Genomic DNA, 23,511 nt, shown 5'->3' with positions numbered 1-23,511 from the left:
CCGACAGGCCTGCGGCGGCTGCATTTCCCGTGGTCTGCAGCCGCCGCGTGCCTGTGATACCGTCCGGCCCCTTGACAGAACCCGGGGCTTGAGACTCATGGCCAAACCAACAATGCACGCCAGCACGCCCCTGGCCGAACGCCTGCGCGCGCTGAAGCCTGACCAACTGCGCGGGATCCGCCGCGGCCTTGAAAAAGAGAGCTTGCGCGCGCAACCTGGCGCCACGCTGGCGCTGACACCGCACCCGGCCGCGCTGGGCTCGGCCCTGACGCATCCGCACATCACCACCGATTTCAGCGAATCACAGCTGGAGCTGATCACCGGCGTGCATGCCGATGTCGAGAGCTGTCTGCGCGAGCTGACGCAGGTGCACCAGTTCACCTACCGTGTGCTGCGCGACCTGGGCGACGAGATGATGTGGGTCTCCAGCATGCCCTGCGGCCTGCCGACCGACGAGACCATTCCGCTGGGGCGCTATGGCTCGTCCAACGTCGGCCGTGCCAAGAGCGTCTACCGCATGGGCCTGGGCTATCGCTACGGGCGCCGCATGCAGACCATCTCGGGCATCCACTACAACTGGTCGATGCCGCAGGTCTCAAGCGATGCCTACTTCGGGCTGATCCGCAATTTCCGGCGCCACGCGTTTTTGCCGCTGGTGCTGTTCGGCGCATCGCCGGCCGTGTGTTCCAGCTTCGTGCTGGGGCGCGAGCACCAGTTGCAGGCCCTGAACGAGCGCACCATGTACATGCCGCACGGCACCTCGCTGCGCATGGGGCGGCTGGGCTACCAGAGCGATGCGCAGTCATCGCTCGCCGTCAGCTACAACAGCCTGGACGGGTATGGCGCCTCGCTGCAGGACGCGTTGACGCGGCCCTACCCGCCGTACGAGGCTGTGGGCGTCCGCAACCCCGGTGGCGACTACAACCAGTTGGCCACCAGCCTGCTGCAGATAGAGAACGAGTTCTACGGCAGCATCCGCCCCAAGCGCGTGATTTTCCAGGGCGAGCGACCTCTGCATGCCCTGCGCGAGCGCGGTGTCGAATACATCGAAGTGCGGTTGATGGACCTCGACCCGTTCGAGCCTGTCGGCATCGCCGCGCCGACGATGCGCTTTCTGGACGTGTTCCTGCTGCACTGCCTGCTGAGCGACAGCCCGCCGGACACGCCGGAAGAGATAGCAGCGCTGGCGCGCAATCAGCACCGCGTTGCAGCGCGCGGCCGTGAGCCTGGCTTGATGCTGGAGCAGGCAGGCCGCGAGCGGTCGCTGACCGAGTGGGCGTTGGAACTGGTCGATGCCTGCCTGCCCATCGCCCACGCGATGGACGCGGCCCATGGCGGGCACGCGCACGTGGAAGCGGTGCATGCTGCACGGGCTGCGCTGCTGGCGCCCGAGACCTTGCCGTCGGCGCGTGTGCTGGCTGCCATGCAGCGCGACCACGATGGCTCGTTCACACACTTCACGGAGGCGCGCTCGCTGCAGGTGCGAGAGCAGTTGCTGGCCATGCCCCTGGCACCCGAGCTGCAGGCGCAATTCGAAGCGGAATCGGCCGAGTCGATCGACGCGCAGCGCCGCATCGAGGCGTCTGACAGCATGCCGTTCGATGTCTACCGTGAGCAGTACTTGCGGCCCGAGCGGCTTGGCCTCAAGCGCGTCGGAGCGGCCAGCGCGCAGGCTGAGACTGCGTCGACCTGAGAGCTTGAGGGGCAATCGCTTCAGCTCACGCTAGACCCAGGCACGCACGATTTGGTCGACCAACGGCGGTCGGCGGCGGTTTGCCCTGCGGGCCACGGCATCCAAAGCCGTCGGGCTGCATTGCGCCGGTTGCCCATATCTCGATATGAGCTGCGCCACGCGCTTTGCCCACCGCCTTCGGGCACCGCGTCGTGAGCCCAATCAATTGCCTCTCAAGCTCTGAGCTTTCAGCGCGGCGGGGGCAGCGGGCGGGCCTCCTGCTTGCGCCGCTGCCACAGGTAGTGGCCGGTAAACGCCACGCCCATCACCAGCGCAAACCAGCCGACCACGGCCGACTGTGCGAGCGTGTCGCGCATCGGCGAGGGCGCCATCCAGATCGGGGCCAGCAGCACGCCCAGCCCGATGCCGGTCAGCAGCAGCCCCTTGATCAACAGGTCGTGGGCGGTGCTGCGTCGCGTGCTCACGCGGTCACCTTTGGCCCCCACGCCCGTGTTCGCGCCGGGGCGGCGCTACGCGGGGCGGCGCTCACGTGTCACCGACCGAGGCGTCCAGCACGCCATCTTTGCGGATGGAGTCGCGCTCGCGGTGGCGGTTGTCGCGGGTCCGCTCCAGGCTGCTCTCGACGACGCGCTTGAGCTTTTCGGCCGCGCCCCGGAAGGCCTCGTCTTGGTTGTGGCCGTCGTGGTGGACGACCAGAGGCTGGTGGTTGACCAGCCTTGCTTCCATCGTGCAGCGCTTGTCGGCAAGGCCCGATTTTTCAGAGTTCTCGTCGCTCAGGTGCACTTCGACGCGTGTGATGTGCTGGCGAAAGCGCGACAGCAGCTCGTGCAGATGCTGCTCGGCCCAGCGGTCCAGCGTGTCCTTGTTCTCGATGCCGGTGGTGTTGACTTGCACATGCATGGGAATCGGTCTCCGTTCGATACGATGGCTGCAGTGTGCACCACACGCCGCAGCCCGGGTGTAGGACCGTGTCGGCTACGGCTTGGAGCACGGGCTCTGGTATTGTTCTTGCGTCTTTTGTCGTCTCGCCGTCTCTGTTTTCAGGAGTCTTCCGATGTCCCGTTCCACCTGGGCCCGCGCGGCCCGTTCGCTGTGCAGCATCCTGGCTTTGGCCCTGTGCGCGCTGGGCGCGGCGCAAGCGCAGTCGCAGGCCCCGATCCGGCTGATGGTGGGCTTTCCGGCCGGTGGTGGCACCGACGTGATTGCCCGCACCCTGGCCGACAAGCTCAAGGATGAGCTGGGCCACAACGTGATCGTGGAAAACCGCGCCGGCGCCGGTGGCCAGATCGCCGCCAATGCGCTCAAGGCGGCGCCGGCCGATGGCAACACGTTCTTTCTGACGCACGACCACACCATCTCGATCCTGCCGCTGGTGGTCAAGAATCCCGGCTTCGACCCGGCCAAGGATTTTGTTGCCGTGGCCGGTTTTGCCACCTTCGTGAACGCGCTGGCGGTGTCGGGCGGAACGCCCGCCAAGTCGATGCCTGAGTACCTGAACTGGGTGCGCACGCAGGGCAGCGGCAAGGGCACGATCGGTGTGCCAGCCCCCGCCTCGGTACCCGAGTTCCTCGTCAAGATGCTGGGCGAGAAGTACAAGATGGACCTGCAGGCCGCGCCCTACCGTGGCAGCGCGCCCATGATCGCCGACATGCTGGGCAACCAGATCGGCGCCGGCGTGGGCTCCATCCCCGACTTCATCGAGAACCACAAGGCCGGCAAGATCCGCGTGGTGGCGGTGCTGGGCAATGCGCGCCAGGCGGCCATGCCCGATGTGCCGACCTTCGCCGAGCTGGGTGTCGCCGGTTTCGAGGATGTGCCGTATTACGGTGTCTTCGCGCCGGCCGGCACGCCGCAGGCCAGCATCGACCGCTTCTCTGCGGCGCTGGCCAAGGCCATCGCCATGCCCGACGTGCGCGACAAGCTCACGGCCATGGGCCTCACCGTGGGCCACATGCCGCAGCAGCAGCTGGCGGCGCGCGAGCAGGCCTATGCCAAGGTGTGGGCAAAGATCATCCAGGACAGCGGCTTCCAACCGCAGTGACGCGCCGCGCGCGCAGCAAAAAGGCCGGGAGTGTCCCGGCCTTTTTTGCGTGGGCGTGCGCCCGCCCTAACGTACCCAGCTGTCGCGCAGCCCGGTCGTGCGGTTGAACACCGGCCGGTCCGGTCCATGGTCGTGACGGTCGGCCACGAAGTAGCCCAGCCGCTCGAACTGGAAACGCTGCTCTGGCGCCACGCCTGCGGTCGAGGGTTCCAGGTAGGCCTGCACCACGCGCAGGCTGTCCGGGTTCAGGCGCGTGAGGAAGTCCTTGCCGCCCGCGTCCGGTTGCGGCTCGCGGAACAGGCGGTCGTACAGCCGCACCTCGGCCGGTACGGCGTCGTGCACGCCCACCCAGGTGATCACGCCCTTCACCTTGACGAGATCCGCGCCGGGCGTGCCGCTCTTGGTGTCGGGCACCAGTTCGGCATGCACTTCGGTGATGCGGCCGTCCGCATCGCGCAGGGCGCCCGTGCACTGCACGACATGGCCGTACTTCAGGCGCACGCGGTTGCCGGGCTTGACCGTGCCGTCGGCCGCGGTCTGCGGCGGAAACAGGCGGAAGAAGCCCTTGGGTGGCAGGTCTTCGTAGTCGCCCCGCTCGATCCACAGTTCGCGCCCGAAGCGAAAGTGCCGCGTGCCCTGCGTCGCGTCGTGCGGGTTCAGCGCTGCGCTGCAATCGTCCAGCGTGCCGGCGCCGTGCAGCGCATCCCAGTTGGTGATGACCAGCTTGACCGGGTCCAGCACCGCCATGGCGCGTGCCGCGGTGGCGTCCAGCGTGTCGCGCAGCGAGCCTTCCAGCGTGGCGTAGTCGATCCAGCTGTCGCTCTTGGTCACGCCGATGCGCTCGGCGAAAAGCTGGATGGCTTCGGCCGTGTAGCCGCGCCGGCGCAGGCCGACGATGGTGGGCATGCGCGGGTCGTCCCAGCCGTTGACGCGGCCCTCGGTCACCAACTGCGCCAGCTTGCGCTTGCTGGTGATGACATAAGTGAGGTTCAGCCGCGCGAACTCGTATTGGCGCGGCGGCGGCGCCTGCAACAGGCCGGCTTCAGTCAGGCGCTCCAGCAGCCAGTCGTAGAACGGGCGCTGGTCCTCGAACTCGAGCGTGCAGACGCTGTGCGTGATCTGCTCCAGCGCGTCTTCGATGGGGTGCGCGAAGGTGTACATCGGGTAGATGCACCAGCGATCGCCCGTGTGGTGGTGCGTGGCGCGGCGGATGCGGTAGATGGCCGGGTCGCGCATGTTGATGTTGGGGCTGGCCATGTCGATCTTCGCGCGCAGCACGGCGGCGCCATCGGCCAGTTCGCCATCGCGCATGGCGCGCAGGCGGGCCAGGTTCTCGCCCGGTGTGCGCGTGCGGAAGGGGCTGTCGGTGCCGGGCTTGCCGAAGTCGCCGCGGTTGGCGCGCATCTCGTCTGCACTTTGCTCGTCGACATAGGCGTGGCCGGCCTCGACCAGCGCCTCGGCCGCGCGGTACATGAAGTCGAAATAGTCGCTGGCCTGGTAGAGGTGGCTGGTGCCGCCCTGGTCCCAGCTGAAGCCCAGCCAGCGCACGCTGTCGATGATGCTGTCGACGTACTCCGTGTCTTCCTTCTCGGGGTTGGTGTCGTCGAAGCGCAGGTGGCAGATGCCGCCGTAATCCCGCGCCAGACCGAAGTTCAGGCAGATGCTCTTGGCATGGCCGACATGCAGGTAGCCGTTGGGCTCGGGCGGAAAGCGCAGGCGCACGCGGGCCGGGTCGAGCGGCCCTTGTGCGTGGTGGGCGGCGTCGCCGGGGCTGCCGCCCCAGTGGCGAGTGGCATAGGTGCCCTGGCTCAGGTCGTTCTCGATGATCTGGCGCAGGAAATTGCTGGGCTTGTTCGGGTCGGCGGCTGCAGCAGCGGCGGGCCCGTGGGGTGCGGAACTCATCGCCCAATTCTAGGAGGGCGGGTGCGGGTGTTACGTCTGGTCATGGTTTTAACTTTCCATGGTGCACAGCAGATACGCTGGGACGTTTCAATGGGCTGCAGGGCTTTTCTGGCCCATAGGAGCAATTCAGATGACATTCCTCACGACATGCCGGTGCTGGTTGGCCGGTGCAGGCATTGCCATCGCCAGTTTGGGCGCAGCGGGCAGCGCGCAGGCGCGGGACGTGGTGTGGTCGGTGGGCATCGGCGCGCCGGGCGCGCAGGTGATCGTGGGCAATGCCCCGGTCTATGTGTCCCCGCCGGTGGTGGTGCACGCGCCGCAACGCTACTACGGTGCGCCGCAGCGCTACTACCGGGCGCCGCAGCAGGTCTACTACGACGCGCCCGTGTTCGTTGCGCCGCCGCGCTACTACCAGCCGCGATCGGTCTACCACGCACCGCCGCATCACTTTCATGGTCACCGGCACGGCCGTGGGCATGACCGGCACGACCGCCGTCATCGCGGCCACGGGCATCACGACGGGCGGCGCTGACCGCAGCGACCCGGCGGTGGTCAGCGCGCCATCGCCCACACCACGGTCTTGAGGCCCGCGGCCGTCAGCAGTAGCGACCCCATCAAATGCGCACCCGCCGTGGCCAGCGCCAGACCGTAGCGCTGCGCATGCAGCATGCCCACCACTTCGGCGGAGAAGCTGGAAAAGGTCGTCAGTGCGCCGAGAAAGCCGGTGATCAGCGCCAATCGCCAGGTGGGGTCGAGATCGGGCCAGGCCTCGAACACGCCGACGCAGACGCCCACCAAGTAGCCGCCGATGAGGTTGGCCGCGAGGGTGCCCAGGGGCATGGGGCCGTGCGCGTTGAGCCACATCGCCAGGCTCCATCGCCCCAGTGCGCCGACGCAGGCGCCGCCGCAGACGGCGAGCACCGCCAGCATCGGCTGGTGCAGCAAATTGGTCATCGTGAAACTGTAGCCGCGCCCGGCCTGCCGCCGCATGGACGCGCCATCGGGCGTGCCACCGAACGGCGCTGCCGACCCTTGGTCGCCGACGCTGTGCTCACTGCATCATCTGCTGCGGCAGCCAGGTGACCAGCCCTGGCACCAGGTAGATCAGCACCACGGCCAGGCACATCAGCAGGAACATTGGGAGCGCGACCTTGGCGATCCAAGGCAATTCGCGCCCCGTCATGCCCTGCAGCACGAACAGGTTGAAGCCCACCGGCGGCGTGATCTGTGCCATCTCGACGACCAGCACGACGAAGATGCCGAACCAGATCGGGTCGATGCCGGCCTTTTGCACTGTGGGCATCAGCACGCCCATGGTCAGCACCACCATCGAGATGCCGTCCAGGAAGCAGCCCAGGATGATGAAGAACACCCCCAGCGCGGCGAGCAGCTGCCCCTGCGACAGACCCAGCGATCCGATCCACTCGGCCAGATGCCGCGGCAGGCCGATGTAGCCCATGGACAGCGTGAGAAAGGCCGCGCCCGCCAGGATCAGCGCGATCATGCAGTACAGCCTGGTCGCGCCCATCAGCGCGTCGCGAAAGTTGGCCCAGCTGAGCGAGCCCTGCGCCGCCGAGATGACCAGCGAGCCCACCACGCCCAGCGCCGCCGCCTCGGTGGCCGTGGCAATGCCGGCATAGATGGAGCCCAGCACCGCGGCGATCAGCAGCACGATGGGGATCAGGCTGCGTGAGGCGGCCAGCTTTTCCCCGAAAGTCGTCTTCGGATCGGCGGCCGGCACCAGCTCCGGATGACGCAACGCCCACACCACGATGTAGCCTGAGAACAGCAGACCCAGCAGTAGCCCCGGCAGCACGCCTGCGATGAACAGCCTCGCGATGGACACCTCGGCTGCGACGCCGTAGACGATCATGATGATGGACGGCGGGATCAACAGGCCCAGCGTACTGGCGCCGGCCAGCGTGCCCACGATCATGTGCTCGGGGTAGCCGCGCCGCTTCAGCTCGGGCAGGGTCATCTTGCCGATCGTCGCGCAGGTGGCCGCGCTCGATCCCGACACCGCCGCAAAGATGGTGCAGCCCACCACGTTGGTGTGCAGCAAGCGGCCCGGCAGGGCCTGCATCCAGGGCGACAGGCCCTTGAACATGTCCTGGCTGAGGCGGGTGCGGAACAGGATCTCGCCCATCCACACGAACAGCGGCAGCGCCGTCAACGTCCAGCTCGACGCCGAGCCCCAGATCGTCACCGCCATGGCGTCGCCGGCGGGCCGCGAGGCAAACAGCTGCATGCCGATCCACGCCACGCCCGACAGCGTGAGCCCGATCCACACGCCGCTGCCCAGAATCAGAAACAGCGAGAGCACCAGCAAACCGGTGATGGCAAGGTCACTCATTGCGCAGTGCCTCCCCGCTGGTGGGCCGCACACGCCGGCCGCGCAGTTCGAGCACCAGCTCGTCGACGAAGGCGATGGCGAAGATCAGCGTACCGATCGCCATGGCCAGCTGCGGGATCCACAGCGGTGTGGCGTCATTGGAGGTGGAGATGTCGTGGAAGGTGTGCGATTGCCAGACCAGGCGGCAGCTATAGAACGCGAACAGCAGGGCCAGCAGCGCGGCCAGGCCCAGGGCCCACAGTTCGATCCCCTTGCGCCAGCCGCCCCGCAGCGCGTTGACCAGCAGCGTCACGCGGATGTGCTCACCGCGCTTGAGCGTGTGCGCCAACGCCAGGAAGCCGGCCGCCGCCATCAGGTAGCCGGCGTAGGCGTCGATGCCGGGAATGTTGAAGTGCAGCTGCCGGCCCAGGATGGACAGCAGCACGGCGACCAACAGCCCCACCAGGAGCAGCGCCGCCAGCCAGGCGGCGCCGTCGTAGAGCGCGTCGAGCAGGCGGCGCATGTGGTACGCCCCTTACTTGCGGTAAGTGTCGACGAGCAATTTGCCGTCGGCACCGGCCTTGTCGAGCCACTCCTTGAGCATGGTGTCGCCCACCTTGGCCATGTCGGTCTTGAGCTGCGGCGGCGGTGGCAGGATGTTCATGCCGTTGGCCTTGAGCTTGGCCTGCGTGTCGGTGTTCTCTTTCTTGGACGCTTCCCAGCCACGCATCTCGGCATCGGCCGCGGCCTTTTGCAGCGCGGCCTTGGTGGGCGCGTCCAGCGCATCGAAGGCGGCCTTGTTGACGATCACCGCGTTCTTGGGCAGCCAGGCCTGCGTGTCATACCAGTACTTGATGTGCTCGTAGGTCTTGGTGTCGAAGCCCGTCGAGCCGGAAGACATGTAGGACTCGATCACGCCCGTGGCCATGGCCTGCGACAACTCGGCCGCCTGCACCGTGACCGGTTGCGCGCCGACGAGCTCTGCGATGCGCGCCGTGGCCGGGCTGTAGGCGCGCCACTTCACGCCCTTGAGGTCGGCGGCCGACTGGATCGGCTTCTTCACATAGATGCCTTGCGGTGGCCAGGCCACGGTGTAGAGCAACGCCATGCCCTGCTCGCCGAACTTCTTGTCCAGCAGCGGTTTTTGCGCCTGGTACAGCTTCCACGCGGTGTCGTAGCTGTCGGCCAGGAAGGGCAGGCCATCGGCGCCGAACACCTGCCATTCGTTCTGGAAGTTCACCAGCAGAATCTCGCCGGCCTGGGCCTGGCCGCCCTGCACGGCGCGCTTGATCTCCGGTGCCTTGAACAGCGAGGCATTCGCATGCACCGTGATCTTCAGCTTGCCGCCGGTGGCCTTGTCGACGTCGGCCGCGAATTGCATCAGGTTCACGGTGTGGAAGTTCGTGGCCGCGTAGGCACTGGGCAGGTCCCACTTGGTCTGAGCAAAGGCCTGGGCGCCGAAGGTCAGCGCGGCCACGGTGCAAGTCGCGAGCAATCCGAAACGGTAGGACATGGTGTCTCCGAACAGGTTAGGAAGGGCCGAAGCATAAATGCAAGGACCGCGCCATCTGTGCGCGCACCTTGCCGGGCCGCCGGCCCCTTACCATGGCCGCGCCCATGACCCACCCGACAACCCCACCGCAAATGCTTTCACCACCCCGCCGCTGGCAGTTCTGGATCGACCGTGGCGGCACCTTCACCGACGTCGTGGGCCGCCGGCCCGACGGCGCCCTGGTGACGCACAAGCTGCTCTCCGACAACCCCGGCCAGTACCGCGACGCGGCGGTGGCCGGCGTGCGCCACCTGCTGGGCCTGGCGCCCGGCGAACCCGTCACTGCGGACCTGGTTGAGAGCGTGAAGATGGGCACCACGGTCGCCACCAACGCATTGCTGGAGCGCAAGGGCGAGCCGACGCTGCTGGTCACCACGCGCGGCTTTCGCGACGCGCTGCGCATTGCCTACCAAAACCGCCCCCGGCTGTTCGACCGGCGCATCGTGCTGCCCGAGCTGCTGTACAGCGCCGTCGTCGAGGCGGACGAGCGGGTGGCGGCAGACGGCACGCTGGTGCGCGCGCTGGACGAGCCCGCCCTGGGCCAGGCGCTGCAGCAGCAGTACGACCAGGGGCTGCGCAGCGTGGCCATCGTCTTCATGCACGGCTGGCGCTTTGCCGAGCACGAGCGCAGCGCTGCGCGGCTGGCGCGGGCCATCGGCTTCACGCAGGTCAGCGCCTCCCACGCCACCAGCCCGATGATGAAGCTGGTGAGCCGTGGCGACACCACCGTGGTCGATGCCTACCTCTCGCCGATCCTGCGCCGCTATGTGGACCAGGTGGCGGCCGAGATGCCGGGCGTGCGGCTGTACTTCATGCAGTCGTCCGGCGGGCTGGCGGATGCCCATGCGTTCCAGGGCAAGGACGCCATCCTGTCCGGCCCGGCCGGCGGCATCGTCGGCATGGCGCGGACTGCGGAGCTGGCCTTGCGCGATGTCCCGGCGGCGCAGGCAGGCCCCGTGCGCGTGATCGGCTTCGACATGGGTGGCACGTCGACAGACGTGTCGCACTACGCCGGCAGCTTCGAGCGCGAGTTCGAGACCCAGGTGGCCGGCGTGCGCATGCGCGCCCCGATGCTGAGCATCCACACCGTGGCGGCTGGCGGCGGCTCCATTCTGTCCTTCGACGGGCAGCGTTTTCGCGTCGGGCCGCAGAGCGCCGGGGCGCATCCAGGGCCGGCCAGCTACGGCCGCGGCGGTCCGCTGGCCGTGACCGATGCCAACCTGTTGCTCGGCAAGATCCAGCCGCAGCACTTTCCTCAGCTGTTCGGCCCGGCCGGCAATGCACCGCTGGACGCCGGGGTGGTGCGCCAGCGCTTCGACGCGCTGGCCGCGCGCAGTGGCCGCAGCGCTGAGCAGGTGGCCGAGGGATTCATCGCCATCGCCGTGCAGCAGATGGCGCACGCGATCAAGAAGATCTCGGTCGCGCGCGGCTACGACGTGACGCGCTACACGCTGCAGTGCTTCGGCGGCGCCGGTGGCCAGCATGCCTGCCTGGTGGCCGATGCGCTGGGCATGACGCGCGTGTTCGTGCACCCGCTGGCCGGGGTGCTCAGCGCCTACGGCATGGGCCTGGCGGACCAATCGGTGATCCGCGAGCAGGCACTCGAGTTGGCTTTGGAGCCGACAGCGCTGGCAGGCATCGAAGGGGCGTTGGAAGTGCTGGCGCAGGCGGCGCGCGCCGAGCTGGAACGCCAACACGGCGGCGCGCTGCAGGCCATCGCCGTGCACCGCCGCGTGCACGTGCGCTACCAGGGCAGCGATGGCGCGCTGGTTGTGCCGTTCGGCCCGCTGGCGCAGATTCGCAGCGGGTTCGAAGAGGCCTACCGTCAGCGCTATGCGTTCGTCATGCCGTCGCGCGAGCTGGTGGCCGAGGCGGTGTCGGTCGAGGCGGTGCTGGCCGGTGAGGCCCCCGATGAACCGCTGTCGTCCCTGGGCGCGCCGCGCGAGACACCGGTGCGCGAGCGGGTGCCGATGTATGCAGAGGGCGACTGGCAAGAGGCCGCGCTGGTGGTGCGGGCGGACCTGCGGCCAGGCGACCGCATCGTCGGGCCGGCCATCATCGCCGAGCAGAACGCCACCACGGTGCTGGAGCGCGGCTGGGAGGCCCGGCTTACCGAACGCGACCACCTTCTCTTGCAGCGGCATCTGCCGCGCGCCAGCGCCCACGCAGTCGGCACGCGTGTCGACCCGGTGCTGCTGGAGGTGTTCAACAACCTGTTCATGAACATCGCCGAGCAGATGGGGCTGCAACTGCAGAACACCGCGTACTCGGTCAACATCAAGGAGAGGCTGGACTTCAGCTGTGCGCTGTTCGACGCAGAAGGCCAGCTGATCGCCAACGCGCCGCACATGCCGGTGCACCTGGGCTCGATGGGCGAGAGCATCCGCACCGTGATCCACGAGAACCAGGGCCGCATGCAGGCGGGTGATGTGTTCGCGCTGAACGACCCGTTCCACGGCGGCACCCACCTGCCGGACGTGACGGTGATCACACCGGTCTATCTGCAGGACGACGATGCCCAGCCCTCGTTCTACGTGGGCTCGCGCGGACACCATGCCGACATCGGCGGCGTGACGCCCGGCTCGATGCCGCCTTTCTCCACCCGCATCGAGGAGGAGGGCGTGCAGATCGTCAATTTCCTGCTGGTCGCGCAGGGCCGCCTGCGCGAGGCCGAGCTGCTGGCCCTGCTGGGCGGCGCCGGGCCGCACGGCCAGGCCGCCTACCCCGCGCGCAATCCGCAGCAGAACCTGGCCGATCTCAAGGCCCAGATCGCCGCCAACGAGAAGGGCGTGCAGGAGCTACGCCGCATGGTGGCCGAGTTCGGGCTGCCGGTGGTGCAGGCCTACATGGGCCACGTGCAGGACAACGCCGAGGAATCGGTGCGCCGCGTCATCACGCAGCTCAAGGATGGCGCCTTCACGCTGCCCCTGGACAACGGCGCGCAGATCCAGGTGGCCATCCGCGTCGACGTAGTGGGGCGCAGCGCCGAGATCGATTTCACTGGCACCTCGGCCCAGCAGTCGAATAATTTCAACGCGCCCACCGCGGTCTGCATGGCGGCCGTGCTCTACGTGTTCCGTACGCTGGTGGACGACGACATTCCGCTGAACGCCGGCTGCCTGAAGCCGCTGAAGGTGATCATCCCACCCGGCTGCATGCTGAACCCGCGCCCGCCGGCCTCGGTGGTGGCGGGCAACGTGGAGACCTCGACCTGCATCACGAATGCGTTGTTTGGTGCGCTGGGCGTGATGGCGGCCGGGCAATGCACGATGAACAACTTCACCTTTGGCAATGCGCGCCACCAGTACTACGAAACCATCGCAGGCGGCTCCGGCGCGGGCGAGGGATTCGACGGCACCAGCGTCGTGCAGACGCACATGACGAATTCGCGCCTGACCGATCCCGAGGTGCTGGAACACCGCTTCCCAGTGCGGCTGGAGAGCTATGAGATCCGCGCCGGCTCGGGCGGCGCCGGGCGCTGGCACGGTGGCGACGGGGGCGTGCGGCGCGTGCGCTTTCTGGAGCCGATGACGGCCAGCATCCTGTCCAACGGCCGGGTGCACCCGGCTTTCGGCATGGCGGGTGGCCAGCCGGGCGCGCTCGGTGTCAACCGCGTGGTGCGGGCCGATGGGCGGGTAGAGCAACTGGGCCACATCGGCCAGGTAGAGGTGCAGAGCGGCGATGTGTTCGAGATCCACACGCCGGGCGGCGGTGGCTTCGGCGTGGCGTGATCAGCGGGGCGCGGAGGCGGATGCAGCCGGGCGTTCGTAGGCGGCGCCGTTCACCGTCAGGCCCTGGGCCGACAGGCGCGCGGCGTTGCCGGGCCCCAGACCCTTCACGCGGGCGATCAGGTCCGGCCAATCCTTGAACGGGGCCTTGCCGCGCTCGGCCAGCAAGGGCGTTGACAGGCCTGGCCCAACGCCGCGCAGGCTGTCGAGTTCGGCGGCATTGGCCTGGTTCACCTCCAGCGGCCAGGCCGGGCATGCCAGCGCCAGCAACAATGCGAGCGCGCATCCCTGCAAGGCGAACGGCTTCACGCGCCTCTTCACTGGGCGACTTTCGGTTGCATCCGTGGCGCGGCGAGCATCTGCGGGCGTTCGGCCGACGCTCAGGCCTGCCAGTGGTCGGCGATCCACGGCGCCGGCTTGGCGTGACGCCAGTTGCCGTTGGTGCGACCGGCGAGCGCATCCGGCGGGTTCATCACGCCGTGGAACACGATGATGCGCGTGCCCTTCGCCACAGTGGGCGTGCGCCAATAGTTGGTTGGAAAGCGGGGGATGCAGTGGTATTTCCAACTGACGCACCACTCCGCAGGCCAGTAGGTCAGGCGCCCCTGGCGGTGCAGGTAGTCGGACAGATACGCCTGTTCGTTGCGGAACTGGACGCGCACTTCCTCGACGTGCTGGCGGAAATGGGCCAGCAGATCCGCATGGGCGCCCAGCCGAAAGCGGTAGACCGAGGAGTTGCCCGTCACGCGCCATGGGCGCTTCCAGTCGTGAATGATCAGGAACTCACCCGGCGCTTCGAAGAACGGCGTGATGTCGCCGACGATCACCACGTCCAGATCGAGAAAGAGCGCCGTGCCCTGCAGCCCGTGCAGGTTGGCTTCGAAGGTCGTGAGCTTGGTCCAGCCGCGTTCCGGGATACCCGCAGGCAAGTCGAGCGAAGGGATCGGCAGACACTGGACTTCCGGGCGAATGTTCTGGTCGTTGTCAGTCAGGCAGACGAAGTGGAACGCGCCGCGCAGATGCCGACGCACCATGCCGTAGAGGCGGTTCACGTATTCGGGGCCGTACTTGGTGCCCCACTTCATGCAGAGCACCACACGCGCGTTGCCGCCGGGTGGAAGGGAACGCGCCTCGTCGGCGCCCAGCTCGGGACTCATAGCTCCTCCACCCGCCGTGGCGGGTAGCTGTCCCAGGCCTGGCAGCCGGGGCATTGCCAGAAATGCTGTTTGGCCTCGAAGCCGCAGGCAGCGCAGCGGTAGCGGGTCAGCGGGCGGGTGGCGTGGTCGATGGCGCGCTGCACCTGCGGGTGGAACTGCTCGTGCTCCAGCTTCTCGCCGGCCAGCCAGCGGGCCGTGGCCACCAGGGACTGCTCGCGCTCCAGGTGCTGCAGGTAGCGCTGGCGCGCCGCCTGCGTCTGGCCGGCCTGTGACTCCAGTTGGACGATGGCTTCCAGCACGTCCAGCGATGCGAAGCCTGCATAGCTGGCCTGCAAGGCGGCCAGGGCCTGTGGCACGCGGCCGCCCGCGGTGGCCGCCTGGGCCATGGCGTTGGCAATCAGCGGCATGGCCTGCGGCGCGACCTCGGCCAGTTCCAGCAGGCCTTGCATCGCCTGTGCGTGGTGTCCGGCCTTGACGCGCAGCAGCGCCAGGTCGATGCGCGGGCGCGGGGCCTGGGGCGCGGTTTCCATCGCGCGTTGCAGCAGCGCGGTGGCCGCCTCGGGCTCGCCCGCGGCAATGCGGGCCACGGCCTGCTCGCACAGGTAGTGCGCCAACCGGCCGCTGAAGCTGCCTTCGCCAGCGTCCTGCAGCTTTTGCGCGATCTCGGCGGCTTCTTTCCATTCGCGCGACCGCTCGTAGATGGCCAGCAGGGCGAGGCGGCTCTGGGCTTCGTACTTGCTGCCTTCGAGCTTGCGCAGCGCGTCCTCTGCACGGTCGAGCAGGCCCGCCTTCAGGAAGTCCAGCGCGAGGTCGTGTTGGGCGCGCTGCCGGTCGGCCGCATCGAGGTCGCCGCGCGAGAGCAGGTGTTCGTGCACGCGCACGGCGCGCTGGTATTCACCACGGCGGCGGAACAGGTTGCCCAGCGCAAAGTGCAGCTCCGTGGTGTCCGGGTCTTTCTGCACCGCCTCGATGAAGGAGTCGATGGCCTGGTCTTGCTGCTCGTTGAGCAGGAAATTCAGACCCTTGAAGTAGGCCTTGGGCGCCCGCCGGTTTTCGATGCGCAGCTGACGCAGGTCCAGCCGCGACGCCAGCCAGCCCAGCACGAAGGCGGTGGGCAGTCCGAGCAGGATCCACGCAAGGTCAAAGTCCATGGCGCGGCACGTTCGCCAGCACGGGATCGGCCGGCGAGGCGGTGGCGGGCGCCGGAGAGGTGGCGGTGAAATCAGGTGTCACGGGGGGCGGCTTGACAGCGCGCTGGCGCCACCAGCGCGGCACCATCGCCAGCGCCCCCAGCACCAGCCCGACCGCGAACGCTGACAGCACCACCAGCACCATCGGCGCGCGCCACTGGGTGCCGAAAAAGAAGCGCACCGTAGCCTCTTGCTGATTGTTCAGCGCGAAGGCGAAGAGGGTAAAAAAAATGGCTGCCTTCAGTATCCACTTCAGCAGCCATGCCAGATTCTTCATGGTCACACGTCCCTGTGGGGGAGGCATTCTAAGTGCGGGGTCGCGCGTGCCAATGCGGTGTGCAGGCGCATGCGCTCGCCGTTGCGCTGAGACGGTTGAGCAGCCCTGGAGCAGCTCATAGCCCGCGTTCGGCCTCGATCTCGGCGGTGCGGCGGTCCACGGCTTCGCGCAGGGCCTTGCCCGGCTTGAAGTGCGGCACGCGCTTTTCCGGAATGGCCACGCTCTCGCCACTGCGCGGGTTGCGTCCCATGCGCGGCGGGCGCCGGTTGATGGAGAAGCTGCCGAAGCCGCGGATCTCCACGCGGTGGCCGCGCACCAGCGCGTCGCCGACGGCGTCCAGGATGGTCTTGACCGCATGTTCCGCATCGCGGTGGGTCAGCTGACTGAATCGGGCGGCCAGTTCTTCAACGAGGTCGGATCGGGTCATGGTGGCGTGTCAGTGCTGCATCAACGAATCGGGCCAGTCCTGCCAACCACGCAGGCGTGGCGGCGGGTGCTGGCCCGGAAATGTCGCACGGGAACGAGTTCCCGCGCATCGCAAGCAACGCTTAGTTGTTGCTGTTGTTGTCCAGCTTGGCGCGCAGCAGGGCGCCCAGGCTGGTGGTGCCGGCGTTCTCACGCGAGGACTGCTGGCTCAGCGAGGCCATGGCTTCGTTCTGGTCGGCAGCATCCTTGGCCTTGATGGACAGCTGGATGTTGCGCGTCTTGCGGTCCACGTTGACGACCACGGCCGTGACTTCGTCGCCTTCCTTCAGCACGTTGCGCGCGTCTTCCACGCGGTCGCGGCTGATCTCGGAGGCACGCAGGTAGCCGATGACGTCGCTGCCCAGATCGATCTCGGCGCCACGCGCGTCCACCGTCTTGACCTTGCCGGACACCGTCTGGCCCTTGTCGTTGACCGTCACGAAGGTCGTGAACGGGTCACCGTCGAGCTGCTTGATGCCCAGCGAGATGCGCTCGCGGTCCACGTCCACGGCCAACACGATGGCGTCGACTTCCTGGCCCTTCTTGTAGTTGCGCACGGCCGCTTCGCCGGTTTCGTTCCACGACAGGTCGGACAGGTGCACCAGGCCGTCGATGCCGGCAGCCAGGCCGACGAACACGCCGAAGTCGGTGATCGACTTGATCGGGCCCTTGACGCGGTCACCGCGCTTGGTGTTTTGCGCGAACTCTTGCCACGGGTTGGCCTTGCACTGCTTCATGCCCAGGCTGATGCGGCGCTTGTCTTCGTCGATTTCGAGAACCATGACTTCGACTTCGTCACCCAGCGAGACCAGCTTGGAGGGAGCGATGTTCTTGTTGGTCCAGTCCATCTCGGAGACGTGCACCAGGCCTTCGATGCCGGGTTCGAGTTCGACGAATGCGCCGTAGTCGGCGATGTTCGTGACCTTGCCGAACAGGCGCGTACCTTGCGGATAGCGGCGCGAAACGCCCATCCAGGGGTCGTCGCCCATCTGCTTCAGACCCAGCGAGACACGGTTCTTCTCGGTGTCGAACTTCAGAATCTTGGCGGTGATTTCCTGGCCAGCCTGCACCACTTCGCTCGGGTGGCGCACGCGGCGCCAGGCCATGTCGGTGATGTGCAGCAGACCGTCGATGCCGCCCAGGTCGACGAACGCACCGTATTCGGTGATGTTCTTGACGACGCCGTTGACGATGGAGCCTTCCTTGAGGGTTTCCATCAGCTTGGCGCGCTCTTCGCCCATGGACGCTTCGACCACGGCGCGGCGGCTCAGCACCACGTTGTTGCGCTTGCGGTCCAGCTTGATGACCTTGAATTCCAGGGTCTTGTTTTCGTACGGCGTCAGATCCTTGATCGGGCGCGTGTCGATCAGCGAGCCGGGCAGGAAGGCACGGATGCCATTGACCAGAACGGTCAGGCCGCCCTTGACCTTGCCGCTGGTGGTGCCGGTCACGAACTCGCCGGATTCCAGGGCCTTTTCCAGGGCCATCCAGGAGGCCAGACGCTTGGCGGTGTCGCGGCTGACGATGGTGTCGCCGTAGCCGTTTTCGATGGCCACGATGGCAACCGAGACAAACTCGCCGACCTGTACTTCGACGACGCCCTTGTCGCTCTTGAACTCGTCGAGCGGCACGTAGGCTTCAGACTTGAGGCCAGCGTTGACGACGACAAAATTGTGTTCGATGCGAACGACTTCAGCGGTGACGACCTCGCCGACACGGGTTTCCGTGGTTTGCAGCGATTCGGCGAATAGGTCGGCAAATGATTCAGACATGTAGTTCCTAAAACCACGGGCAGGTTGACAGGTGCGGGATTGCGCCTGTTTCAAAGACTGTCGTGGCAGTTGTGCGGGATCACCCCGCGGGGGTTCGGTGAAACAACCACCTCACCGATGCGCTGGCTGCGCGTGCTGGCGGGGCGGGCCGTGCCAGGGCGGCTGCCCTGGCGCTTTCTTCGTGCGTGGTGACGGGCTCAAAAACCCAGCCGCCGATCCCACCAATCCAACACCATTTCGACGGAGGCTTCCACCGTCAAATCGGAGTTGTTCAGGGTGATGGCGTCGGCAGCAGCCTTGAGCGGGGCGACGGCGCGGGACGAATCCCTTGCGTCGCGTGCCTCCAGGTCCGCGCGAAGAGCGGCGATTGTAGTAGGAATCCCCTTTGAAATCAATTGCTTATGCCTGCGTTCTGCACGCCTTTCGGCGCTGGCAGTCAAAAACAACTTCAAAGGGGCGCCCGGGAAGATCACGGTGCCCATGTCGCGTCCATCGGCGACCAGGCCGGGCAGGCGCCGAAAGCTCAGCTGCAGGTCCACCAGCGCTTCGCGCACGGCGGGCAGGGCGGAGACTTTTGAAGCGTTCATGCCGGCCTCTTCGGTGCGGATCTGGTCCGTCACATCCTCGTCCTGCAGCCAGATGCGGCCACCGCCGAAGCGTACCGGCAGCGTGGCCGCCATGCGGGCGATGGCCTGTTCATCGGCGGTGGTCACGCTAAGGCCGGCCCGCATGGCCGCCAGTGCGGTGATCCGGTACATGGCGCCTGAGTCCAGAAAGTGGTAGCCCAGGCGCTGGGCCACCTCCGCCGCGACGGTGCCCTTGCCCGACGCGGTCGGGCCGTCAATGCACAGCACCGGGATGTCGGCGGTCGGTGTCGTGCAGACCGAGAGCAGGGTCTCGAAATAGTCGGGAAATGTCTTGGCCACGCACTTCGGGTCTTCGATCCGCACCGGCGCCGTTTCGGCGTGGGCGCCCGCACGCAAGCCATGGAAAGCCGCCAGCGAGAAGCACATCGCCACTCGATGGTCGTCGTAGGTATGGATGCTGGCAGCGGGCCAGCGCTGGTCGGCGGGCGGAGGGGTGACGCGCAGGTAGTCGTGCCCCTCCTCGACCAGGGCGCCGAACTTGCGCAGCTCGGCCGCCATGGCGGCGATGCGGTCGGTCTCCTTGACGCGCCAGCTGGCGATGTTGGTCAGGGTGGTCGGGCCATCTGCATACAGCGCCATCACGGCCAGCGTCATCGCCGCATCGGGGATGTGGTTGCAGTCCAGTGTGATGGCCTTCAGTGGCCAGCTGCCGCGCGAGACTGCCAGCCAGTTGGGGCCGGCGGTGACCTTGGCGCCCATGGCACGCGCTGCATCGACAAAGCGGATGTCGCCCTGGATGGAGGCCGCGCCCACGCCCTCGATGCGCACCGGATGGGCCGCGTCAGCGGCGATGGCGCCCAGGGCGATGAAGTAGCTGGCCGAGGAGGCATCCGCCTCGACGTGGATCTCGCCGGGTGACTGGTAGCGGCTGCCCGCAGGGATCGTGAAGCGATGCCAGCCGTCGCGCTGCACGGCAATGCCAAAGCGCGCGAGCAGGTTCAGCGTGATCTCCACATACGGCTTGGAGATCAATTCGCCGACCACCTCAATCGTGATGGCGCGAGCGGCCACCAGCGGCAGGGCCATCAGCAACGCGGTCAGAAACTGGCTGGAGACGTCGCCGCGCACGCGGATGGGTGCATCCAGCTGCAGCGCCCCCGGCGTGCCGATGCGCAGCGGCGGAAAGCCGGGTTGTCCGGCGTAGTCGACGGCGCAGCCGAGTTGGCGCAGGGCATCGACGAGGTCGCCGATCGGCCGCTCGTACATGCGTGGCACACCGGTGAGCAGGAAGTCGCCGCCCAGCACGGCCAGCGCCGCCGTCAGCGGACGGATGGCGGTACCGGCGTTGCCCATGAACAGCTCGGCCTGGCGGCGGGCGAGACGGCCGTCCAGCCCGCGCACGGTGACGTCGTTGCCCGTGCGTGCGATGCCGCATCCCAACGCGTCCAAAGCGGCCAGCATGACGCGCGTGTCGTCGGAATCCAGCAGGTCGCGCACGACGGTCGTGCCGGCCGACAGCGCCGCCAGAAGAAGCACACGGTTGGAGATGCTCTTGGAGCCCGGCAGCACCACCGTGCCAGCGGCTGCCTGCAGTGGGGGAAGGTCCAGGAATGCGGTATCGAACATCTAGGCCTTGGGGGTGAGGGACGCCATGCGCCAGCCGGCACGGCTGTCGCTGGCTTGCGTGATCAGGTCGGCCAGGCCGGGGCCGTCGTCGGCCTCGATGCGCTGCACAAAGGTCTGCACGGCATCCTGGAAAAAGCGCAACTGGTCCAGCACGTCGTGCCGGTTGGCCAGCAGAATGTCGCGCCACATGCTCGGGTCGGCCGCTGCAATGCGGGTGAAGTCGCGAAAACCGGGGCCGGCCAGGGCGAGGTAGTCCCGACCGTGCGGCTGCAACGCCAAGCTTTGCATCATCGCAAAGGCCAGCAAATGCGGCAGGTGGCTGACGGCCGCGAAGGTGGCGTCATGGGTGTCCGGTGGCATCTGCACGACCCGACTGCCCAGAGCCACCCACACCTGCTCGGCCTGCCGCAACTGGGTCGCCAGCGTTGTCGGCATGGGCGTCAGGATGACGTGCCGGCCGGCGTAGAGCGCGGCGTCGGCATGCTCGACGCCAGACACTTCCTTGCCGGTGATGGGGTGCGCGGCCACGAAGCAACCCACGCGTTCGCCCAGGCCCAGGGCCGCGGCCTGGACGACATCACCCTTGGTCGATCCCACGTCCATGACCAGCGTGGCGGGGGTGAGCCGGTCACGGATCTCACGCAGCGTGTGTTCTGTCGCGGCAACCGGTACGGCCACCAACACGATGTCGGAGCCGGCGGCCGCATCTGCCGCAGATGCCGCAATGGCATCGATCACGCCGAGCTCCAATGCGCGTGCGGTCGTGGCGGCTGACTTGCTGTAACCCACGACACGCCGGACCAGCCCCGCCCGCTTCAGGGCCAGCGCGAACGAGCCGCCCATCAAGCCGCATCCGATCAGGCCGAGTTGTTCAAACATGGCACGTCACCCCGCTGGGGGGCCATCAGGCGCTGACCGGATAGGTGCCCAGGAGCTTGTAGAACGCGCAAAGTCCGCGCAGTTCTTCCAGCGCCTTGGCCACATGGGGCTGGGACGGGTGGCCGTCCAGGTCAATGTAGAAGAAGTAATCCCATTCGCCGGTGCGGGCCGGGCGTGACTCGAAGCGGGTCATCGAGACGCCATGGGTTTTTAGCGGCACCAGCAGATCGTGCACGGCGCCTGGGCGATTGGGCACGGAAACGACGAGGCTGATGCAATCCTTGCCGGAGGCCGGTGGCGCGTCGAGCGTCTCTGGCAGGCAGATGACGGCGAAGCGCGTGCGGTTGTGGGCGTCGTCCTGGATCGCGCGCGCCGCGACGTGCAGCCCGTACTGGGCGGCGGCTCGCTCGCTGGCCAGGCCAGCCCAGGCCGGGTTGGTCGTCGCCAGGCGCGCCCCCTCGGCATTGCTGGAGACGGCCCGGCGCTCGGCCAGTGGCAAGTGACGGTTCAGCCAGCCCTGGCATTGCGCGATCGCCTGGGGATGGGCCAGCACCACCTCGATGCCCTCCAGCGAATCGCTCTGGCGCAGGAGGTTGTGACGCACCGCCAGGCTGACTTCGCCGACGACGTGGGTGGGCGAGTGCAGCAGAAGATCCAGGGAGCGGGTGACGACGCCTTCGGCCGAACTTTCGATGCCAACGACCCCGAACTGCGCCGCGCCCGAGGCCGTGGCGTGGAACACCTCGTCGAAGCTGGCGCAGTGCAGCAGATCGGCGGCGCCACCGAAGTACTGCTGGGCTGCCTGCTCGCAGAAGGTGCCGGCAGGCCCCAGCACGGCCACACGTTGCGGGGCCTCCAGCGCCAGGCAGGCGGACATGATCTCGCGCCAGATGGATTCGACGTGCGTATTCTTCAGCGGCCCGGTATTGCGTCCCTGGATCTTGGCGATCACCTGGGCCACGCGGTCGGGCCGGAAGAACGGGGATCCCTCGCGGCGCTTGACCTCACCGACCTGCTCGGCCACATGGGCGCGGCGGTTGAGCAGGGCCAGCAGTTCCTGGTCCAGGGCGTCAATCTGCACGCGCAATGCGGCGAGATCGGAAGAGGAAAGGACGCTGGGCTCGGCGCTCATCGAAAAGTGTGTCCCTTCAGGCTTTGGATTGCTCAAATTCTCGCATGTAGTCCACCAGCGCCTGCACCCCTGCCAGCGGCATGGCGTTGTAGATGCTGGCGCGCATGCCACCGACGGACTTGTGGCCCTTCAGCTGCAGCAGACCGCGCGCCTTGGCGCCGGCCAGAAAAGCCTCATTGCGGCTCTCGTCGCGCAGGAAGAAGGGCACGTTCATGCGCGAACGGCATTCGGGTGCTACCTTGTTCAGATAGAACTGCGAGCGGTCGACATAGCCGTACAGCAGCTCGGCCTTGGCGCGGTTGCGTTGCTCCATCGCGGCGACGCCGCGCAGCAGGCCCTCTTGCTGGCGCTTGAGCCACTGGAAGGTCAGCCCGGCGATGTAGATCCCATAGGTCGGCGGCGTGTTGAACATGGAATCGTGTTCGGCCACGATCTTGTAATCGAACGCGCTGGGGCAGAACTTCAGCGCGTGGCCGACCAGGTCTTCGCGCACGATCACCAGCGTGAGCCCTGCTGGCCCGATGTTCTTCTGTGCACCGGCAAACGCCAGGCCTACGCGCGACCAGTCGATCGGGCGGCTGGCGACGTGCGAGGAGCAGTCGATCACGAGCGGTGCGTCCGAACCCAGCGCCTTCAGGTCCGGCAAGGTCTGGAACTCCACGCCGTGGATGGTTTCGTTGCTGCAGATGTGCACGTAGCTGGCGTTACCGCTGAGCTGCCAGCTGGCCGCAGGCGGCATGCCGGTGTGGTGGTCGGCGGCATTGCTGGCGGCCAGATGGGGCGTGCAGTAGCGCGCGGCCTCCTGGATCGACTTCTGGCTCCAGCTGCCGGTCACGACGAAGTCCACGGTGCCGCCGCGCGACAGGTTCAGCGGCACGATGGCGTTCTCGCCCAGGCCACCGCCCTGCATGAACAGGATCTTGTAGTTCGCGGGCACCCCGAGCAGCTCGCGCAGGTCGGCCTCGGCGCGTTCGTAGATCGAGATGAACTCTTTGCCGCGGTGGCTCATCTCCATCACGCCCATGCCGCTGCCGTGCCAGTCCAGCATCTCGGCGGCTGCTTCGCGCAGCACTTCTTCCGGTATGGCAGCCGGGCCGGCAGAAAAGTTGTAGGGGCGTTGCTGCATGCAGCCTCCTCAGGAGCGGGTCGAAAGAAAAAGCCCCGGCTGCTCGCACAGG

General features: G+C 67.4%; 21 protein-coding genes. 4 read left to right on the top strand and 17 right to left on the bottom strand.

Translation table 11 applies throughout. From position 1 onward, the window contains the following. The first annotated feature begins 97 nt into the window (after positions 1–97). Positions 98–1,693: a glutamate--cysteine ligase gene (gshA, locus tag AC099J_RS11040; protein WP_479615286.1), complete on the top strand. Its 1,596-nt coding sequence runs from the start codon at positions 98–100 to the stop codon at positions 1,691–1,693. Positions 1,694–1,920: 227 nt separating this feature from the next. Here gshA and AC099J_RS11035 read toward each other — a convergent pair whose 3' ends face one another. Beyond that, positions 1,921–2,157, bottom strand: coding sequence for a hypothetical protein (locus tag AC099J_RS11035; RefSeq protein WP_479615285.1), 237 nt, complete (start codon positions 2,155–2,157; stop codon positions 1,921–1,923). A gap of 61 nt (positions 2,158–2,218) precedes the next feature. Next, the gene (locus tag AC099J_RS11030) at positions 2,219–2,593 is read right to left on the bottom strand and encodes an HPF/RaiA family ribosome-associated protein (RefSeq protein ID WP_479615284.1); all 375 of its coding nucleotides are present in this window, start codon (positions 2,591–2,593) and stop codon (positions 2,219–2,221) included. 154 nt (positions 2,594–2,747) lie between these two features. Between AC099J_RS11030 and AC099J_RS11025 the strand changes: the two genes are divergently transcribed. After that, a complete protein-coding gene (locus tag AC099J_RS11025) occupies positions 2,748–3,734 on the top strand; it encodes a Bug family tripartite tricarboxylate transporter substrate binding protein (RefSeq protein ID WP_479615283.1) in 987 nt (328 codons plus the stop codon). 66 nt (positions 3,735–3,800) lie between these two features. On the opposite strand, the gene AC099J_RS11020 is transcribed toward AC099J_RS11025, so the two are convergent. Next, complete coding sequence (locus AC099J_RS11020) at positions 3,801–5,636, bottom strand: glutamine--tRNA ligase/YqeY domain fusion protein (protein ID WP_479615282.1); 1,836 nt, start codon at positions 5,634–5,636, stop codon at positions 3,801–3,803. A gap of 130 nt (positions 5,637–5,766) precedes the next feature. On the opposite strand from AC099J_RS11020, the gene AC099J_RS11015 reads away from it, so the two are divergent. Further along, positions 5,767–6,168 (top strand): hypothetical protein, encoded by a 402-nt coding sequence (locus tag AC099J_RS11015; RefSeq protein ID WP_479615281.1) that lies wholly within the window; start codon positions 5,767–5,769, stop codon positions 6,166–6,168. 20 nt (positions 6,169–6,188) lie between these two features. Here the strand turns inward: AC099J_RS11015 and crcB are convergent, their stop codons facing one another. From crcB to AC099J_RS10995, 4 genes are all read right to left on the bottom strand, one after another. Beyond that, positions 6,189–6,566, bottom strand: a complete 378-nt coding sequence (crcB, locus tag AC099J_RS11010) for a fluoride efflux transporter CrcB (protein ID WP_479615469.1) — start codon at positions 6,564–6,566, stop codon at positions 6,189–6,191. 121 nt (positions 6,567–6,687) lie between these two features. Continuing rightward, a complete protein-coding gene (locus AC099J_RS11005) occupies positions 6,688–7,989 on the bottom strand; it encodes a TRAP transporter large permease (RefSeq protein ID WP_479615280.1) in 1,302 nt (433 codons plus the stop codon). Continuing rightward, positions 7,982–8,491 carry a TRAP transporter small permease gene (locus AC099J_RS11000; RefSeq protein WP_479615279.1) on the bottom strand — a complete coding sequence of 170 codons (510 nt, stop codon included), beginning with the start codon at positions 8,489–8,491 and terminating at the stop codon, positions 7,982–7,984. The genes AC099J_RS11005 and AC099J_RS11000 overlap by 8 nt, the downstream gene beginning before the upstream one ends. A 12-nt stretch (positions 8,492–8,503) precedes the next feature. Further along, the gene (locus AC099J_RS10995) at positions 8,504–9,481 is read right to left on the bottom strand and encodes a TRAP transporter substrate-binding protein (RefSeq protein WP_479615278.1); all 978 of its coding nucleotides are present in this window, start codon (positions 9,479–9,481) and stop codon (positions 8,504–8,506) included. Between the two features lie 131 nt (positions 9,482–9,612). Between AC099J_RS10995 and AC099J_RS10990 the strand changes: the two genes are divergently transcribed. Further along, positions 9,613–13,251 (top strand): hydantoinase B/oxoprolinase family protein, encoded by a 3,639-nt coding sequence (locus AC099J_RS10990; RefSeq protein WP_479615277.1) that lies wholly within the window; start codon positions 9,613–9,615, stop codon positions 13,249–13,251. Here AC099J_RS10990 and AC099J_RS10985 read toward each other — a convergent pair whose 3' ends face one another. From AC099J_RS10985 to serC, 10 genes are all read right to left on the bottom strand, one after another. After that, positions 13,252–13,557 (bottom strand): ComEA family DNA-binding protein, encoded by a 306-nt coding sequence (locus AC099J_RS10985; protein WP_479615276.1) that lies wholly within the window; start codon positions 13,555–13,557, stop codon positions 13,252–13,254. A gap of 71 nt (positions 13,558–13,628) precedes the next feature. Next, a complete protein-coding gene (locus tag AC099J_RS10980; protein ID WP_479615275.1) occupies positions 13,629–14,405 on the bottom strand; it encodes a glycosyltransferase in 777 nt (258 codons plus the stop codon). Next, entirely contained in the window at positions 14,402–15,556 is a 1,155-nt protein-coding gene (gene lapB, locus AC099J_RS10975; protein ID WP_479615274.1) for a lipopolysaccharide assembly protein LapB, read from the bottom strand. Before lapB ends, AC099J_RS10980 begins: the two co-directional genes overlap by 4 nt. Further along, complete coding sequence (locus tag AC099J_RS10970; RefSeq protein ID WP_479615273.1) at positions 15,546–15,872, bottom strand: LapA family protein; 327 nt, start codon at positions 15,870–15,872, stop codon at positions 15,546–15,548. Before AC099J_RS10970 ends, lapB begins: the two co-directional genes overlap by 11 nt. Positions 15,873–15,987: 115 nt before the next feature. Beyond that, positions 15,988–16,299, bottom strand: coding sequence for an integration host factor subunit beta (locus AC099J_RS10965; protein WP_479615272.1), 312 nt, complete (start codon positions 16,297–16,299; stop codon positions 15,988–15,990). A 121-nt stretch (positions 16,300–16,420) separates the two neighbouring features. Next, positions 16,421–18,163 carry a 30S ribosomal protein S1 gene (gene rpsA / locus AC099J_RS10960; RefSeq protein ID WP_479615271.1) on the bottom strand — a complete coding sequence of 581 codons (1,743 nt, stop codon included), beginning with the start codon at positions 18,161–18,163 and terminating at the stop codon, positions 16,421–16,423. Between the two features lie 143 nt (positions 18,164–18,306). Beyond that, positions 18,307–20,322, bottom strand: a complete 2,016-nt coding sequence (locus AC099J_RS10955; protein ID WP_479615270.1) for a bifunctional 3-phosphoshikimate 1-carboxyvinyltransferase/cytidylate kinase — start codon at positions 20,320–20,322, stop codon at positions 18,307–18,309. Continuing rightward, positions 20,323–21,201: a prephenate dehydrogenase gene (locus tag AC099J_RS10950; protein WP_479615269.1), complete on the bottom strand. Its 879-nt coding sequence runs from the start codon at positions 21,199–21,201 to the stop codon at positions 20,323–20,325. A 25-nt stretch (positions 21,202–21,226) separates the two neighbouring features. Beyond that, on the bottom strand, positions 21,227–22,333 hold the full coding sequence (gene pheA, locus AC099J_RS10945) for a prephenate dehydratase (protein ID WP_479615268.1): 1,107 nt from the start codon (positions 22,331–22,333) through the stop codon (positions 21,227–21,229). A gap of 16 nt (positions 22,334–22,349) precedes the next feature. Beyond that, entirely contained in the window at positions 22,350–23,459 is a 1,110-nt protein-coding gene (serC, locus tag AC099J_RS10940) for a 3-phosphoserine/phosphohydroxythreonine transaminase (RefSeq protein WP_479615267.1), read from the bottom strand. Positions 23,460–23,511 lie beyond the last annotated feature (52 nt).

The sequence above is a fragment of the Rhodoferax sp. RT4P68 genome (assembly GCF_056521305.1).
Note: the sequence above shows the minus strand (reverse complement) of the source record. Positions and strands in the feature narration are given on the sequence as shown.

Coding starts and splice junctions, on each gene's coding strand:
- gshA (WP_479615286.1), top strand. CDS start 98: ATGGCCAAACCAACAATGCACGCCAGCACGCCCCTGGCCGAACGCCTG.
- AC099J_RS11030 (WP_479615284.1), bottom strand. CDS start 2,593: ATGCATGTGCAAGTCAACACCACCGGCATCGAGAACAAGGACACGCTG.
- AC099J_RS11025 (WP_479615283.1), top strand. CDS start 2,748: ATGTCCCGTTCCACCTGGGCCCGCGCGGCCCGTTCGCTGTGCAGCATC.
- AC099J_RS11020 (WP_479615282.1), bottom strand. CDS start 5,636: ATGAGTTCCGCACCCCACGGGCCCGCCGCTGCTGCAGCCGCCGACCCG.
- AC099J_RS11015 (WP_479615281.1), top strand. CDS start 5,767: ATGACATTCCTCACGACATGCCGGTGCTGGTTGGCCGGTGCAGGCATT.
- crcB (WP_479615469.1), bottom strand. CDS start 6,566: ATGCTGGCGGTGCTCGCCGTCTGCGGCGGCGCCTGCGTCGGCGCACTG.
- AC099J_RS11005 (WP_479615280.1), bottom strand. CDS start 7,989: ATGAGTGACCTTGCCATCACCGGTTTGCTGGTGCTCTCGCTGTTTCTG.
- AC099J_RS11000 (WP_479615279.1), bottom strand. CDS start 8,491: ATGCGCCGCCTGCTCGACGCGCTCTACGACGGCGCCGCCTGGCTGGCG.
- AC099J_RS10995 (WP_479615278.1), bottom strand. CDS start 9,481: ATGTCCTACCGTTTCGGATTGCTCGCGACTTGCACCGTGGCCGCGCTG.
- AC099J_RS10990 (WP_479615277.1), top strand. CDS start 9,613: ATGCTTTCACCACCCCGCCGCTGGCAGTTCTGGATCGACCGTGGCGGC.
- AC099J_RS10980 (WP_479615275.1), bottom strand. CDS start 14,405: ATGAGTCCCGAGCTGGGCGCCGACGAGGCGCGTTCCCTTCCACCCGGC.
- lapB (WP_479615274.1), bottom strand. CDS start 15,556: ATGGACTTTGACCTTGCGTGGATCCTGCTCGGACTGCCCACCGCCTTC.
- AC099J_RS10970 (WP_479615273.1), bottom strand. CDS start 15,872: ATGAAGAATCTGGCATGGCTGCTGAAGTGGATACTGAAGGCAGCCATT.
- AC099J_RS10965 (WP_479615272.1), bottom strand. CDS start 16,299: ATGACCCGATCCGACCTCGTTGAAGAACTGGCCGCCCGATTCAGTCAG.
- AC099J_RS10955 (WP_479615270.1), bottom strand. CDS start 20,322: ATGTTCGATACCGCATTCCTGGACCTTCCCCCACTGCAGGCAGCCGCT.
- AC099J_RS10950 (WP_479615269.1), bottom strand. CDS start 21,201: ATGTTTGAACAACTCGGCCTGATCGGATGCGGCTTGATGGGCGGCTCG.
- pheA (WP_479615268.1), bottom strand. CDS start 22,333: ATGAGCGCCGAGCCCAGCGTCCTTTCCTCTTCCGATCTCGCCGCATTG.
- serC (WP_479615267.1), bottom strand. CDS start 23,459: ATGCAGCAACGCCCCTACAACTTTTCTGCCGGCCCGGCTGCCATACCG.